At 71.6% G+C, this 14901-nt stretch carries 13 protein-coding genes; 2 read left to right on the forward strand and 11 right to left on the reverse strand.

Going from position 1 to position 14901, the window contains the following annotated elements; translation table 11 throughout:
* Positions 1 to 154: 154 nt before the first annotated feature.
* A complete protein-coding gene (locus AB0M99_RS32255; protein ID WP_365926780.1) occupies positions 155 to 1852 on the reverse strand; it encodes a hypothetical protein in 1698 nt (565 codons plus the stop codon).
* A 332-nt stretch (positions 1853 to 2184) separates the two neighbouring features.
* Entirely contained in the window at positions 2185 to 7185 is a 5001-nt protein-coding gene (gene mobF / locus AB0M99_RS32260) for a MobF family relaxase (protein ID WP_365926782.1), read from the reverse strand.
* A gap of 604 nt (positions 7186 to 7789) precedes the next feature.
* Here mobF and AB0M99_RS32265 point away from each other — a divergent pair.
* Positions 7790 to 8590, forward strand: a complete 801-nt coding sequence (locus AB0M99_RS32265) for an HNH endonuclease (protein ID WP_365926784.1) — start codon at positions 7790 to 7792, stop codon at positions 8588 to 8590.
* Positions 8591 to 8608: 18 nt separating this feature from the next.
* Here the strand turns inward: AB0M99_RS32265 and AB0M99_RS32270 are convergent, their stop codons facing one another.
* From AB0M99_RS32270 to AB0M99_RS32280, 3 genes are all read right to left on the reverse strand, one after another.
* Positions 8609 to 9175 (reverse strand): hypothetical protein, encoded by a 567-nt coding sequence (locus AB0M99_RS32270; RefSeq protein ID WP_365926786.1) that lies wholly within the window; start codon positions 9173 to 9175, stop codon positions 8609 to 8611.
* Between the two features lie 217 nt (positions 9176 to 9392).
* A complete protein-coding gene (locus AB0M99_RS32275; RefSeq protein ID WP_365926788.1) occupies positions 9393 to 9650 on the reverse strand; it encodes a hypothetical protein in 258 nt (85 codons plus the stop codon).
* Complete coding sequence (locus tag AB0M99_RS32280) at positions 9647 to 9829, reverse strand: hypothetical protein (protein WP_365926790.1); 183 nt, start codon at positions 9827 to 9829, stop codon at positions 9647 to 9649. The genes AB0M99_RS32275 and AB0M99_RS32280 overlap by 4 nt, the downstream gene beginning before the upstream one ends.
* 459 nt (positions 9830 to 10288) lie before the next feature.
* Here AB0M99_RS32280 and AB0M99_RS32285 point away from each other — a divergent pair, with 459 nt between their 5' ends.
* A complete protein-coding gene (locus AB0M99_RS32285) occupies positions 10289 to 10792 on the forward strand; it encodes a hypothetical protein (protein ID WP_365926792.1) in 504 nt (167 codons plus the stop codon).
* Positions 10793 to 10871: 79 nt separating this feature from the next.
* On the opposite strand, the gene AB0M99_RS32290 is transcribed toward AB0M99_RS32285, so the two are convergent.
* The 6 genes from AB0M99_RS32290 to AB0M99_RS32315 form a co-directional block, all read right to left on the reverse strand.
* A complete protein-coding gene (locus AB0M99_RS32290) occupies positions 10872 to 11741 on the reverse strand; it encodes a hypothetical protein (RefSeq protein ID WP_365926794.1) in 870 nt (289 codons plus the stop codon).
* A gap of 200 nt (positions 11742 to 11941) precedes the next feature.
* Positions 11942 to 12382 (reverse strand): hypothetical protein, encoded by a 441-nt coding sequence (locus AB0M99_RS32295; protein ID WP_365926796.1) that lies wholly within the window; start codon positions 12380 to 12382, stop codon positions 11942 to 11944.
* Between the two features lie 71 nt (positions 12383 to 12453).
* Positions 12454 to 13002, reverse strand: coding sequence for a hypothetical protein (locus AB0M99_RS32300; RefSeq protein ID WP_365926798.1), 549 nt, complete (start codon positions 13000 to 13002; stop codon positions 12454 to 12456).
* A 77-nt stretch (positions 13003 to 13079) separates the two neighbouring features.
* A complete protein-coding gene (locus AB0M99_RS32305; RefSeq protein ID WP_365926800.1) occupies positions 13080 to 13586 on the reverse strand; it encodes a hypothetical protein in 507 nt (168 codons plus the stop codon).
* Positions 13587 to 13722: 136 nt separating this feature from the next.
* Positions 13723 to 14184 carry a hypothetical protein gene (locus tag AB0M99_RS32310; protein ID WP_365926802.1) on the reverse strand — a complete coding sequence of 154 codons (462 nt, stop codon included), beginning with the start codon at positions 14182 to 14184 and terminating at the stop codon, positions 13723 to 13725.
* 40 nt (positions 14185 to 14224) lie between these two features.
* Positions 14225 to 14506, reverse strand: a complete 282-nt coding sequence (locus tag AB0M99_RS32315; protein WP_365926804.1) for a hypothetical protein — start codon at positions 14504 to 14506, stop codon at positions 14225 to 14227.
* Between the last annotated feature and the right edge of the window lie 395 nt (positions 14507 to 14901).

The raw sequence follows: 14901 nt of genomic DNA on the forward strand, positions 1-14901 counted from the left end.
GATCCTGGAATCGTGCACACGAGACACCGGGCCCTGCACGGGCGGTAGCTGCCGATGCGCGCGGCTTCACACGCCCCACAACCCGCGGCGGCCACTCCCGGCCAGCACGCCTGCGGGCAGACGACCGCGAGGACGAGGATGTCTTGCGGCGACCCTAGTTGGTGTGAGCGTTGCGGAGGTGAGAGCCAATATGTCCCACGTAGATCCGGCCGTCATTCGCACTGCTGTCGTAGAGGTGGAGCCGGGGCGCGGGCGGTCGCCCGGAGCCGATCCGGATGTGCTCCGCCATCAGGACGCGGCTGCTCGGGTCGACGTCACGGGGGACGGGGAGCATGCGCTCGTCCCGGAGTTTCGGGGTGGTCAGCACCAGCTGGGACTCGTTCGCCGAGTACCGGCCGCGCGGCAGGGAGACCGAGGCATCCCTCCACGACAGGTACGCGCTTAGGTGCGGCAGCATCTCCGGTCCGTGCTCGCTCTTTGCGCGGGCGTACGCGTCCAGGGCGCGCAGGGCTTCCCAGGTCCGGCGCAGCCAGGTCGTTTCGAAGGTGTGTCCGCGCAAGGGCCGGGAGGTCGCCAGAACGTCGCCGAGCACGATCCGGTCCAGCTCGGCCGCGGTCCGCTCGACGAGCTCTTCCCAGGAGGCGGGCCAGGTGGTCTGCGGCGGTTCCTCCGGGGCCGGCTGCCCGGCGGCTGCGAGGCGGGAGCGCAGCCAGGCGATCTCCCGGGCCTGCTCATCGAGGAGTTCCTCGGCTGTTTCCGTCTCGCTCTCCGCTGCGTCCCGCCGGTCCTCCGCATCCCGCACGGCCCTCCCGGCGTCGCTGCTCTGCACGGAGTCCCGCAGCTGATCGTGGGCGGCGACGGCCTCCGCGAGGGCGGTGCGGGACTCCTCCAGGGCCCTCCGGACCTCGAGGAGCTCGCCGCGGTGAGTCTGAGCTTCCTGCTGGGCATCGCCCAGAAGCACGGTGGTCTTGCCCAGTTCCGTACGTAGGCTCTCGACGACCTGGCGGGCGGTGGTGAGCTGGGTCTTGGCAGTCTTCAGACCCTCTTCGAGCTCGTCGATGACCTTTTCGTCGGGCATCACGCTGAACTGCGAGCGCAGCAGTTCGACGTGCCGGTGCTGAGCCGGGCCCGCCTGGCGCGGGATCGCGGCGTGACGGATGACGGCGTCGATAAGAGCCTGGGGCCGGCCCTGACTGAAGCGGGCCAGGGGGACCACCAGGTCCGCCGGGTCGGTCCGGGGCAGGAGCGGTCGCGAGGGCACGATGACGGCGCCCTGCGGCGGAAGACGTAGACCTGAGGGAGCCAGCTCGCGGTTGACCGCGTCCAGCACCTGGGGGGAGACGCGCTGTTCGATGACCCGGCCGGTGAAGCCGGCCGGGAGGTAGCGCACCAGCGGAACGAGCTGGTGCTCGGGACGGTCCGGCTCGTCGTTGGTGGTCAGTACGTGGATGTCGGCCTGCGCGTCGAGCGCGGTGCGGACGCTGTCCGCCGCGATCGCGGGAGTGTCGACGAACGTGGTGGTGCGGTAGAAGCGGGCACCGTAGGCGCCGACCGCGTCCCAGGTACAGTCGCGGGACTTCGGCCAGAACATGGCGGCCGGCGAGGACCAGGTCCAGTCCCACGGCCCGGATGCCTCGGCGATGATCTCCCAGGTGAAACTCGGGTCGTGATCACGGCCGGCGAGCACTAGGCGGCCGCGGACCACCGTGCCCTTGGCGGGACGCCACAGGGCATCGAACAGCCGCTTCGGCCGTACGGGATCGGGGTAGTCGTGGCGTACGAACTCCTCGACCGTCCCCGCATCGCGCAGCTCGGTCAGCCGCTCCTCGATCACGTGCGCCGACCGCTTCACCGCGCTTCTGCCTGCCGAGTACCAGACGGAGTCGGGCAGCGGTGACAGGTTCTCTCGTTTGCGCGGTGGCATGCTCGGCTCGCAGATCAGGGGGCGGGGAGACAGTGGCCAGTATGGCCCGGTCCGCCGACACCAGGGCCCGCAGGGGCACCCCCGCCCGGCCGACGCGGTACGCCACCCTGCGTCGGATCCCCTACAGCCAGGTCCGGCAGCCGGGCTCGTGCGCGCTCCCCGGCCGAGACCGCGGCGGCCCCGCCCGTCATGCCGCGGGGCCACATACCGATCGCTGTCCCTGGAGTGCTCGGCCGTGTCCGGCCGGGGCACCGTGAGGGTCAGTACCGGTGGCCGTCGCGGCGGTTCCGCTCGTCTTCCTGCCGCTGACGCAGGGCGGTCTGGGCGGCATCACCGGCCCGCTGCTGCTGCTCGTCCCGTGCCGCCTGCGACCGCTCCAGGTCCTCGGCCTGAATCTGCTCGGGGTCCAGAAGACGGCGTACGGCGACCTCGCTGCGGATTCCGACGGCGCGCTGGCGATGCGTCTCGGCGCGGCGACGCATCTCGTCGCCGCGGGTACGGGCACGGTCCGCGTCGCCCCCCACGACGTCCTTCTCCTTGGCCACGACGGCTTCCAGGCTGCCGCCGAGCAGCGCCCATTCCTCCAGCAGCTGGTCGTGCCCGCTCTCGTCTCCGGCGAGGGCAGCGAGGCGTTCCACCTCGCCGCGAAGGGCCGCCTCCCGCTGCTCGGCCGCCGCACGGTCCTGCGTGGCGCGCGCGAGCTGCTCCTCGACGACGCGGCGGTCCTCGCCTCGCAGAAGGGGGCGGTTGAACCGGCTCGTCTCCTCGAGCCGGGCGCCTGCGGCGGCGATGTCACCTTCGGCGCGTACGCGGTCGCCTTCGGTGGAAGTCAGGTCGGTACGGGTACGGCGAAGGTCCTCGATGGCTGCGACCTGCCGGCTGCGCTGGGCGGCCTCGGTCTCGATGCGGCCGCCCGGGGCGAGGTCAGCTGCGAGGCGTTCGGCGCGGGCGTACGCATCGGTGGCCTCCTGGTCGGCGAGGCGGGCGCGGGCGAGCGCGGACGCCTCCGCGGTCTCCAGGGCATGCTCGGTGAGCGCACCGAAGGGGCGCTGCTGCCAGGCGGGGCGAGCCGGGGCGGGCTGGGGTCCCAGCGCGTCCAGGGCACGTTCGGCATCGCGGCCGGCCCGCTGGTCGGCGCGTGCTTCCAGGGCGCGGGGGCCGTGCCGGCGGGCAGTTTCTTCGGCTTCCTGGGCGCGAAGGCGTGCCTGGGCTGCGGTCTCGGCGGCCTGTGCTGCGAGCCCGTCCAACTGGTCAGCCCGTACGGCGAGGACGTCGTGCTCGCCGCGGCGTTCGGGGTCGGCCGATGCCTTGCGGGCCGACTCGGCACGGTTCTGGGCGTCGTGGGCCTGCTGTGCGGCGGCGTCGGCGGCACGGCTTCGTGCGTGTAGCTCGTCCTGGGCGCGGGCAGCGTCGGCGGCGCGGATCGCGCCGATCTCGCCCCGCTGGACCTTGGCCTGGAGTTCGGTCCGGGCGCTCTCCTGCGGAGCGCCCTGGGGTGCGGTGCCCTGACGGAACACCTCGACGGCACGGTGCGCGAGGTCGTAGTCGATGGCCTGGACGGGCTCGGTGGGCCGGGCTCCCAGGGACAGGTCCTCGCGGCCGTAGTCCCACCGTTCGCGGTAGACGTCGATCGCGACGGCGGCGTCGTTCCACAGCTGGTGGAGCGGGCTTGCGGGGTCGGGGACGGGGCCGAGGGAGTCGAGCCAGCGGGCCCCGGCGTCGGCGGCAGCGAGCACCCGGGCGGTGGCGACGGCGTTCTCGACGGGCGGCTGTCCGTCGCGCCAGACGCGGCGCAGGTGGTCGGGTCCAGCGGCGGGGGCGGGGCCGAGGTCGGTGGTGTCGGCGAGCTGGGCGAGGTCGCGGTAGGCGGCGGCGGACGCGAGGCGGGCACGCCACTGCTCGGCCTCGTCCGCGTCCTGGGGGAAGGGCCCGTAGGCGGCGGCCCAGCCCTCACCGAGGGTCGCCTCCTCCGCCGCGGTGGTGGCGAGTTCCTCCGACCGTACGGTGACGGCCTCGGCGAGGTCACGGGCGTAGGCGCTCTTCTCGGTGCCGTCGTCCTCGGGGACGGCCAGGTGCAGCTGGGCCAGGATCCGGGGGCCGGAGAGGACACGGTTCTCCGCTGCGTCGAGAGCGGCGAGGACCTCGTCGTCGTTGTGCAGGCGCCAGTGAAGCACCGCGGCGACGTCATCGGCGTCGTCGAAGTCGCGGGCGGGAATCGCCCGCTGGAGGGCGGCGATGGGATCGGCCCCGCCGGCCTCGATCCGGGAGAGGACATCGCGCAGGGCAGGCCACGCTTCGGACTCCACGATGGCCTCGACCATCGGGATCTGGTCGCGGAGCTGGGCGACCAGGCGCTCGCCGGTGATGTCGTCGATGGTGAACCGCAGGCGCGGCACCAGGGTGTGCAGGGCCTCGGAGGAGTCGAGGGACTCGCGCTGGGCGACGGTCGCGGAGCGGGTGGTGCCGTCCCGGTCGACGATGTGCGCCCACGCTTGGCGGGCGGTACGGACCGGGTCGGGGGCGCCGACGATCGGCACCATCTCGGGCGTGACAACCAGGTACATGTGGTTGGCGTACTTGCCGCGCGTCGCCGAGGGGTAGGCGGCGTTGCGGTTCATGCTCTGGTCGAAGAGCGCGTGCGCGGTGTCGGTGGTCAGGCCCTGGGCGCGGTCCTTGGTGATGGCGTAGCCGAGCTCGACGGACGCCTCGACGTACCTGGTGGGCAGGACTGCGCGCGCCTTGGAGTGGGTGGAGCGCACGACGACGCTGCCGTCGCGCCGGATCTTCGTGACGGTCCACATGTCGCCGTTGCGGACGTAGCCGCGGCCGCCCCGGATCTGGATCTTGCGGTCGATGGCGCGGGTGACGATGCGGTCGCCGCTGCCCGCGGAGTTGCCGTCGCGGAGCTGGACCGTCTTGGTGTCGTCGACGATCCAGGCCGTGACACGGTCTTCGCGGGCCCGGGCGGAGAGCGCGGCGGCGGTCGCGTTGTCCGGCGCGATGAGGATGGAGACCAGGCCGTCGTCGGTGTCCGACAGCCACGCCTCGTACGCCTGGGCGGCCATCGCGTCGGCGCTGCCCCAGTGGATGCGGCCGCGAGTGTGGTACTCCTCGAAGGACGTGGTGGAGTCGCCCTCCGCGAGGGCCTTGGAGGCCTCGATCTCCCAGGTGCGCAGGGTGCCGTCGTGGTCCCGGAAGCGCCGGATCTCGGTCAGAGAGAGGGCGCCGGCGTCCGCCTCGATCTGCGCGAGAAGACCGCCCGGGCCGGGCGCACCAAGCTGGAGGGGGTCGCCGACGGGAAGGAGGCGGCCGCCCGCGAGGGTGGCCTGGCGCAGGAGGGCCGCCATGTCGGTGGAGGCGGCCTGCCCGGCCTCGTCGACGATGACGATGGCGCCCTGCGGCAGCGTCCACTCCCTGTCTCCGGGGGAGATCCGCTCGCTCATGAACAGCCAGCGGCGCACATTCTCCGTGCGGATCCCCGCTTCCTCGCCGAGGACGTCGGCCTGGATCTGGCCGTTGGCCATGCCGATGACGGGGATGTTGTAGGCGTCGCCGACCTCGCGCAGCAGCGCCATGATCGTGGTCTTGCCCGCTCCGGCGCGGCCGATGACGGCCTGGACGCGGCGGTCGCCGGTGAAGATGCCGTGGACGATGTCGAGCTGCTCGCGGCTGGGGGTGAAGCCGCGCGCCTCACCGCCCGCTTCGAGAGCGGCGTCGATCTGCTCGCGGCTGAGGACGAGGACCGGCGCGGTCTCCTTCGCCGCCCGTACGACCTCGAGTTCGGACCGCTTGATGTTGTGCGAGGTGTAGCGCGTGCACCCGGCGTCGTGGAACAGCGAGGTCCCGTCGGGGCGCCGGTAGTCGGCCGGCACCGGCAGCAGGTCCGGCATGTCGACGAGTTCGCACAACGCGGGCGACAGCGCGGCCGAGGTCAGCTGCTGGACGACCGCGTCGTAGCGCTCACCCAGGGATATATGCCAGCCGGCCGCGACCAGATGACGGATGACCTCCGCCTCCGCGTTGGGGCGCGTCCACGTCTCCCGCTGCTGCTCCAGCACGCTGACGACCGCGTGGGGGATGTCCTCCAGACGGATTACCCGGCGGGTCTGGAGGGCGAACTCCTCCGGCGTCACCGGTGTCCGGCGGACCGCGCGCGAAGACTCCCGCTGGGCCTGCTCGACGATCCGCTCCGGGTGGGAAAGGCCTGCCTTCCGGGCTCGCTCGCGCCAGATCTGCCGCTCGTCCGCCTCGGTGCGCAGTTCCTTTCGGGGCCGCTCGGTCAGGGCCGCGGCCTGTGCCAGCCGGTAGGACTCGGCCCGGTTCGGCTCCCGCTCCTCGCGGATACGGAACTGCTTCATCAGGGTCCGAAGGTGGCCTTCGGTCTGCCTGCGGCGGGAGGAGAACTCGGTGATCAGACCCTGGCTGACACCGTGGAACTCGCGGACGGGCCGCTTGTCGAAGGAGAGGCTGTCTTCGCGCTCCACGGCGGTAATGCGGAGCTCCTCGGCCATGCCGCGCTCCAGCTCGGCGGTGTACATCTCGCCGAAGGTGACGCGCTGGCGGTGCAGGGGGCGCGCGTCCAGCGCGAGCCACTTCCCGTTGACGGAGACCTTCGCGCTGATCGCGATGTGCCGGTGGAAGGCGGGATCTCCCGCACGGCTTGAGCGGTGCGTGAACACGGCCGCGGCGAGTCCGTCGGTCTGGACCTGGGCGACTCCGTTGGCTCCCATGCGGGCGTAGCCGGCGCTGGATTCGATGCGCTGCCACATCTTCTGGAAGGCGCGCTCCTCGACCTTCAGGAGCCGCTCGCGGCCTTCATCGTCGGCCAGGGCGACCGCAACGGCGAAGGACTTGACGGGGGAGACGACCATCTCCCAGCCCGCCCTGGCGGAGCGCTCACCCTCGCGCTCGACGAGGGCGCGGAGCTCGGACTTGCGGGCCTCGGAAGCCTTCGGTTCCTGGCGCAGACGCTCGGTATACCGCTCCTCGACGGTCTTGTACTGGCGCCAGCGGCGGCCAAGGGCTTCGCCGGTGAGAGGGTCCTCGCCGTACTTGAACAAGGCGTCCGCGTGGGCCTGGGTGACGTCACCGGCGAGCCCGAGGGCGGCGGCGCCCTGGCCGATCCAGAAGCCGGGGGTGTCCGCTCCGGCTGCCCAGTGCTCCGCGTTCTCGCTGACCCCCAGAGTGCGGTCATCGCTCGCGACGGTGCTCAAGAGGTAGTCGATACCCATGCCCGCGCTGACCGGGTGAATGGTCAGCACACGGTCCCCGCGATCCCGTTGACCACGTCCTGGCCGGTGGCCTGCGGGAGCGTGATCGGGCGGTACATGAAGGTGATCTTACGAGCCCGCCGGGCATATGCCAAAGGTAATGCACATGGTGTGACTAGATGATCTTGAAAAGATGTCAATGTGTAGAGAAAGAGCAGGTGAGACAAGGGGAGCAGGAGGAAGTGGATGGAGTAGGAGAGGAGGGTCAGAGAGGTGGGGAGGGTGGATGCGAAGAGGGGTGAAGGGGTGATTGTGAGAGGGATACAGAAGTTGCAGCAGTGGAAGGGGTGGAAGATCGTTTGTGAGTGGACGGTGGCGAACGCGGGGTGGTTCGGTACGAAGAGGTTGTGGGATCGGGCTCGGGTAAGGCTCTTGAGGGTCTGGATCTGTACCTGATCGGGTGGACTGTTCGGGAACCGGTAGCTGGGGGCGCGGTCGGGAACTAACCTGCGCATCGTCATCCGATACCCGGTGACCGGCGCCTATCCGGTACGACTCCGATGGCCCGCCCGGCAGGGGCGCCGTCGGCAGGCTGATCAGAAGGCGTGGTTGGCCAGTGTCCATATCGCGTAGGCAGGCCGCCGGGAACCGGAAGGTGGCCCTGGGGCAGGTCGCCCGGGAGCTGTGGCTTCTGAGCGGTAACGAGTGCACCTTCACCGGCTGCGGAGAGCGGCTGATCCGTGAGGACGGCTTCTTCATCGGTGAGGTCGCACACATCCACGGGGCCGAGCCGACGAGTGCGCGGCACGACCCGGTTCTGGCCCTCGACAAGGACGCGCTGCGGGCGGCCAGCAACTTGATGCTCCTGTGCCCGAACCATCACACCGTCATCGACCACCCGCAGGGCCGCAACGAGCACCCGGCTTCCAAGTTGCAGCGGATGAAGAAGAAGCACGAGGACCGGTTCCGCCGGGCCGCCGAGCATATTGAGGCGCTGTTCACCGACCACACGCGGGCGGCGACCGTGCACTACGCGGCCACGATGTGCGGGTTCGACGCGAAGCTCGGCTACGTCTACACGGCCGGGGAGAGGGCGCAGAACGTGGCACACGTGAAGGTGATTGCCGACAGCCTCGCGGGAGTGACCCCGTCGGCTCGTAGCCTCCTGGCCTTCCTCGTCGCGGCTGACGACCTTCTGGGCACGGCCGAGGTGTCCCGGAGGAGCAAGAGGTCGTCGACCGACATCCGCAGGGTCATGGAGGAACTCGACCGGCTCGGATACGCCTACCAGGAGACCGAACCAGAGGAGGGGGAGCCGCGCGCGGCGCTGAAGCTCCGTCCCCATGACTCCTTCGACGGGTGGGACTTCTGGGGGGATCTGAAGAACTTCTGCGACGGCGACGCGACCGGGATCGAACAGGTCATCGTCGATCTCGACTTCACCCTGCTGGACTGACGGACGGGGCGCTTCAGGTCACAGGGATGGCTCTGCGGCCGGCGCGGCCAGCATGGCTTCCATCAGTCGCTGGTAGCGGTGCAGGTCCTGGGCCCAGTGCGGTGAGAGCAGGTACTGGACGGTGCTGATGGCGATCGCGGCCTCGCCTGCGGCTCCGGCCGGGGCGAGGCCTCCGACCCGCACCCACTGGTCCCACATGATGTCGCCCATCAGCTGGGGGATGTACCGCGCCGCGACCTCTTCGCGGGCCCACAGGGTGCCCAGGGTTGCGGAGGCCTTCGTGCACGCGCGGACGGCCGCGCACAGCGCGGTGTCCTCGGCCTGCTCGATCGCCTTCACCAGGCCGGTCAGTCCCTCGGCCATGGGGGACTGGGCCATGAGGTCCACCCCGTTGAGGGCGGCCTCCCGGTGGGCGTCGCGGATCAGGTCGATCGTCTCGGTGTTGTCTGGCCAGGTCTTCGCCCAGGAGTCCATGACGTCGTCGAATGAGACGTCGGCGGCGCCGCCCACCATCAGCCGGGCGCCCGGCTCGGTCAGGGCGCGGTGGAAGATGTTCGCCACGGTGCGGCTCGGGGGAAGTTGCACGCCGGCATCGGCGGCGTACGAGCGGAGGATCCCGTCGAGGTCGCGGCGCGGGGAGCGGCGGTTCTTTAGGAGCTGGGCCGCGATGTCCTCGCGCGCCTGGAACGCCTCGTCGCTGTCCCCGTCGGGGACTTGCCCGATGGCGACTCCTGCGCGGGCCAGGGGGCGCTTGAGGGCGCAGGTGAGCGCCTCGCGGAGCCGGGCGGCGGACTCGGGGGTGTCATCGATCGCCCAGAACGTCCAGGCGACCCAGCTGATACTGCGCCCGGGCGCGGAGACGGCGGCCAGGTAGATGACCCTGCGTACGACTTCGGGCCGTAGTCGGGTGGTGCTGCCGGGGGGTGAGGCTGTGCTTCGCGTGGGCCAGCCACAGCTGCCGGCGCCACCGCTCCAGCTGGGTTGCGGTGACGGTGGTTCCGTGCCGCTCGGCCTCGGCGATCAGCGCGAGGTCGATGGCGGAGGGCTTCGTGCGGGTCATGGCTGGCTCCTGCGGTTGTGGATGTCGGAGGTGATGACGGTGTAGAGGGTGGTGGCCGTTCCCGCGGCGCTCGCCCATGCCTCGCTCTGCGCCGCGAGGACGGTGATGACGGCCACGAGGAGCAGGACGGGCAGACGGGGACCGTCTGCCCGGTGTGGGTCGAGAGGGTCGGTGTTCACGTGCGGTCCTTTCCCGAGTCGGCCGGACGTCCCGGCAACGCAGGCTCGTTTGCTCATTGGGATGCGGAGCGGCCTGCACGCCCATTGCCCCATGGGGCCTTCGGTGAAATGCGGGAAACCTCGCGGGGCAGCGCTGAACCATCCCGGTGCGCGCGGGTCGGGGGCCGAGGGGTCATCACCCCGAAGGGCCGATGCTCGCCTCCTCGGTGGAGGGGACGGCGGTGCTGCCGGGTCGGCCGCCGCGCGCGGACGTGACGGCGCAGGTACCGCGTCGCGCGCGGTGAGGGCCTTGGCGTGGAGAGGACGGGTACCGGCTGGGCAAGGGGGTGTTGAGGGTGCCCACGGGGTTTGCCGGTGGCCGGGGTGGAGGTCGTCGCTGTCGGGCGGTGGGGTCTGGTGTGAGCATTGCCGCAGGTAGCGACCCATGTCTGGCCTTTACACCCGGTTTAGGATCCGGGCATGACGTCACGTAGCAACGAAGCAGCACTGTCCCGGAAGCAGAGGCTCCGGGAGCAGCAGAAGCAGCAGATGAAGGTGCTGGACCAGGTCGAGCGGCACGAGAAGAAGCTGGCCTCGATCGACGAGGACAAGGAGAGGAAGATCGCCGCGATCGAGAGCGACGCGGCGCAGGAGACGGCGGTGGTCGAGCGGGAGATGGGCAAGACGATCGTCGAGGCCGTCGATGCCTTCGGGAGTCAGCCGAACGCCGCCGAGCAGCTGGGGTTGTCGCTGGGCGAGATACGCCGGTACTTGAACCAGGACAAGGACGGCCAGGAGGCAGCGACCGGTGTCCAGGCGAGCGAAGCGACTGCAGGACATCGGGAGCCGGTGCGGGAGGTCCCGGTTACCGGTGGCGGCCCGGCCCCTGAGGGCCCGCCGGAGACGGCCGGTGCGGTACAGCCCACCGGTGCGGGCGCGGACGCTGGCGCGGCGGAGCAGGCTGTCGGCGTTCCGGCGGCGTAGCGCGGACGCGAAGAGGCCCCCGGCCCCGTGGCACCGATGGTGCTGGGGTCGGGGGCTGCTTGCTGCCCGGGCGCGGGTCTCAGGATCCGCGCTGGGCCTGGGCGTTCCGCCGGCGCTTGATCCACGCTTTCACGTCGTCGACGTTGCGTTCGCCGTTCGCGTTCTTCGGGGGGAAGGGGTCGGCCCGGTCGGGCCCGAACGTCTTCGCGTAGTACTTGAGCATGTCGGTGGTAGTGCCGGCTGCTTCGGCGAGGGCGGCCGGGCGCATCATCTTGGCCGCGGCGGACCCGCGGTGCTTCTCGATGGCCCGCAGGAGCCTGCGGGCAGAGTCGACGGACTTGACGCCGAGCTTGTCGGCGAGCCACTGGGGGGTGACGTCCTGGCCTTCGGCGTCGGCCGCCTGCACGATCTCGAGGACCTCGCGCTCGCGTGCGGTGAGGCCGCGGTCGTCGCGGGTCGAGGGGGTGGACGGCTTACGGTCTCGTTCCGCGTTCTCGAGGATCCATGTCCGTACGGCGGGCCAGTCGCGCTGTCCCTTCTCGTCGGGTTCGGGGAAGGGGGTCTCGCTCTTGTCGGCGCTGTAGGCGGAGGCGTAGTAGTTGACGCCGCGGACGGTGATGCCGAGGGTCCGGGCGAGGTCCTTGGTGTCCATCTTGGCTTTGCGGGGGCGGGCCCTGCGCGCGCTCTCGGCGACGTTGCGGGGGCCGCCGGTGGTGCTGTCGGCGGCGAAGGGCTGGCTCTCGTACCAGGCGAGGACTTGGTCGCGGTCGCGGAGTTGGGTGCCGCGGGTGCCGGGGGGCGGGATGTCCGGGGGGAAGCCGGCGGTCTTGTCGTAGACCCAGTTGCGGACGGAGTCGAGTTCGCGGCCGGTGGCGGTGGCGATGTCCTTGAGGGTGACGCGCTCGGGCAGGAGGGCGAAGGCGGCTTTGACTTCGTCGAGGGACTTCATGTGCGGGTGCTCCTTGCGGTGGTGGTGCTGAGGCTGGTGGTTGGGGCGGATACGCGGAGAGGCCGACGGCGGGTGTGCGGTGTTCTCGTACCTGTGTACGGGAACACCGCGTCCGTCGTCGGCTGCGTCTGGTGGTGTGTTGTGGATGTGGGTGGTGCTCCTCAGGGTGTCCGGGGTGGTGTGGGGCGGTGGGTGGCGGGTTACCAGGTGCCACGGGCGGTGTGGGCGGCGGTGCCGCTGGTGATCCAGTCGGTGAGGGCCATCAGGTCGGTGATGGCCTTGTCGTACTGGCGGCGGCTGTGGTCGCGTACTTCGCGGGAGGAGCGGTGGGCGGACTGCCCGTACCAGGCTCCGGCGTCCAGGGCGTCGGCCCAGCGCTTGGTGACGTCGGCGAGGAGTTGCTCGGGGAGGCCGTGCAGGCAGGTGCACCGGCTGGTGGTGAGGGCTTCGTGGAAGGCACGGGCCTGCTGCTGGTGTTCGCGGACCTCCGGGGGCAGCGTGATGGGGCGGGTGTGCCACTGGGGCAGGTGGGAGCAGGTGCTCAGGTGGGCGACGGCCAGGGCGACGGCGGGTGCGGCGGTGGTGGCCTGGTGCAGGACGTGGCTGGTCGGGTCTGGGGCCAGGGGGAGCGTGGTGGTCATGGGTGCCGTTCCTGTTCGGTGGTTGTGGTGGCCGGTCCGGGTTCACCCTCCCATCTCCGACGTGTACTAAATTACTGGCCGGAGTGGGCGGGGTCAAGCAGGGGGTGGTCGTCGGGCCACCAGCCGGCTGCGGCGGCACCTGCTTCGTGGCGTACGGCGGCTGCTTCGAGGGCGTCGGGGTTGGCGAGGTAGGCGGCGTACGGGGGGCGGGGGAAGGCCTCGGCGAGGGCGCGTATGCGCAGGGCCTGGGCGGCGAGGAGCTGCGCGGCGGTGGCGAAGAGTTCGCCGGGGGAGTCGGCGGTGAGGACGGTGTCGGGGCAGTCCGGCCGGTGGGTGCGGGCGGTGACGCGGAGCGGATGGGTCTGGACGGTGTAGCGGTAGTCGATGGCACTGGCGGGCTCGGGAGCGGTGGGGCTGGTGACGGCGGTGATGAGGTGGGGGGCGTGTTCGCTGACCCAGGCGCGGTAGGAGGCGAGGGTCCAGGCCCCGGGGTGGGGCGCGGCGGCGAGGTAGTCGGCGAGGGCGGGGATCTGCTGGGCGGGGGGTGACCAGCGGGAGTACAGGCGGGCTTCGGGGCGTCCGTCGGGGCCGGTCCAGTCGATGATGGCGCGCTCGGGCACGGTGGGACTCCGGGGCGTAGGGGTGATGGGGTGCGCCGCCCGGCTGCCGGGCGGCGCGTGGTGGGTGTGTCCGGCAGCTACGCGTCGAGGGCGGCGCGGATCGCCGCGAGGCTGCGCTCGGCCTTGGCGGTCCGGTCCATCCACGTGGTCAGTTCCTCGCGGGCGGCGTCGCGTTCCTTGCGGGCGAGGTCGCGCTCCTTGGTGGTCTTGGTGACGGCCTGGGCTCGCTCGACGAGCTGCCCGAGGTTGAGCGAGGCGAGAGAGGCCGGCGTCAGGGACTCGGGGGCCGGGCGGTCGGGTGTGGCCGGTGCGGTCGTCTTCTTGGCGCTGGCGCGGGTGGGCTTCTTGCTTGGCGCCTGGGGTGCGGGCGCTTTGGTCGGGCGGTGGGTCTTGAGGTGGGTCCGTACGACGCCGATCCTGGTGTCGGCGAAGTCGCAGTGGATGCAGCCGTAGAGCTCGGTCTCGTCGGCGAGGAGGAGGCGGCGGGCCTGCTTGAAGTAGATGGGGTTCGTGGAGGTGCTGATCGGGGCCTCGATGCGCTCGGATTCGAGGACTTTGATCCCGTTGACGGTGGTGGCGGTCACGGCTGCGTCCTTCCTGACGGGCACCTCCCGGCCGTCGGTGCGGCCGCTTCCTGGTGCGAGTGGCGTGTGGTGTCCGGCCCGGGGCTTGCCCTCCCTGTTCCGACATTAACTATTCTACTTCATGTGGTGATGGTGGTCAACTCCGCGAACGGGTCGGGTTCCGTCGCGGCTTGTTTGCCTCAAGGAAGGCGTGGTGCATGCGGTCGCGGCAGGGAACGCAGATCGCGCGCGGCACCAGCCCGATCCATACGAGCGGTACACCCGGCGCCTCCAGGGAGGTTCCGCAGGCCGTGCAGCTGGACGCGGGCCGGTGGGCCGGGGGCGCCAGGTGGTAGAGCGTGATGGGGTGGCCGTCGAGGATGAACCGGGCCTGCGGCACGAGGCCCTCCTCGTAGGAGCCGGCGTTGACGTGCGCGGCGGTGCGCAGGAGGTCGGACGCGGGGGGTGGTCCCGGGATGATCACTCCGTTGAGGGAGTGGCGGCCGTCGTCCTCCCGGAAGATTTCCCAGCTGCTGGTCTCGGGAAGCCAGGGCGGAGGGTTGTCGAGGAGCTGGGCGAGGAAGGCCGCGGCGGACTTCTGGTTGGGGGTGTGGCTCATGTCGTGCTGCTCCATGGGTGGGTGGGGTGCCGTCGAGGGGTCAGTGCGGGCCGAACGTCGTGGCCCAGGTACCGGCGCCGTCCGCGGGCCAGTCCCCGTTGGTCACCTGGGCGAGGTGGGCGTGGAAGCGGGGGCAGTGGACGTCGGTGGGCACGCGGTCGGCGGGCACGTCGTCCGGGATGACGATCAGGAGGTACTCGCCACAGACCGGGCAGTCGGCCAGGGCTCCGCGCAGGTAGGCGGCGCTCCAGCGGGCATGCCGGAGCTTCCAGGAGTGTCCGCATCCGCTGGTGAAGCGGATGCCGAGCGGGGTCTTCTTCACGTGGGCCTTCGTTCGCAGGGGTCGGGTGCCCCGCACCCTCGGGACGGGGCGAGGCGGGTGTGCGCGCCGGGAGCGGCTCGATGCCGCTCCCGGCGCGGCCTGGCTGCGCGGCGGGCGCTGGACGCTCCGGGCGGCCGCGCGCCGCGGTCGGGCGTACGGCGGCGGGGCGTACGGCCGAGGCCGCCTCCGGCCGGTCGGCGCGGACGCAGCCGGGCCGGCTCGATGCCGGCCGGGGTGCGGTCGCCGGGTGGCGGCGCGGTGTGCACCGCACCGGGGCCGGGGGGGGGCGCGGGGGGGGGGGGGGCGGGGGCGGGGGGGGGGTCAGGGGGGGGGAGGTGTGGGGCGCGGGGGGGGGGTGCGCCCGGGCGGCCCCCCCGACCGGCGGGGCCCGCGCC

The organism is Streptomyces sp. NPDC051183 (genome assembly GCF_040682455.1).
GTDB lineage: Bacteria > Actinomycetota > Actinomycetes > Streptomycetales > Streptomycetaceae > Streptomyces.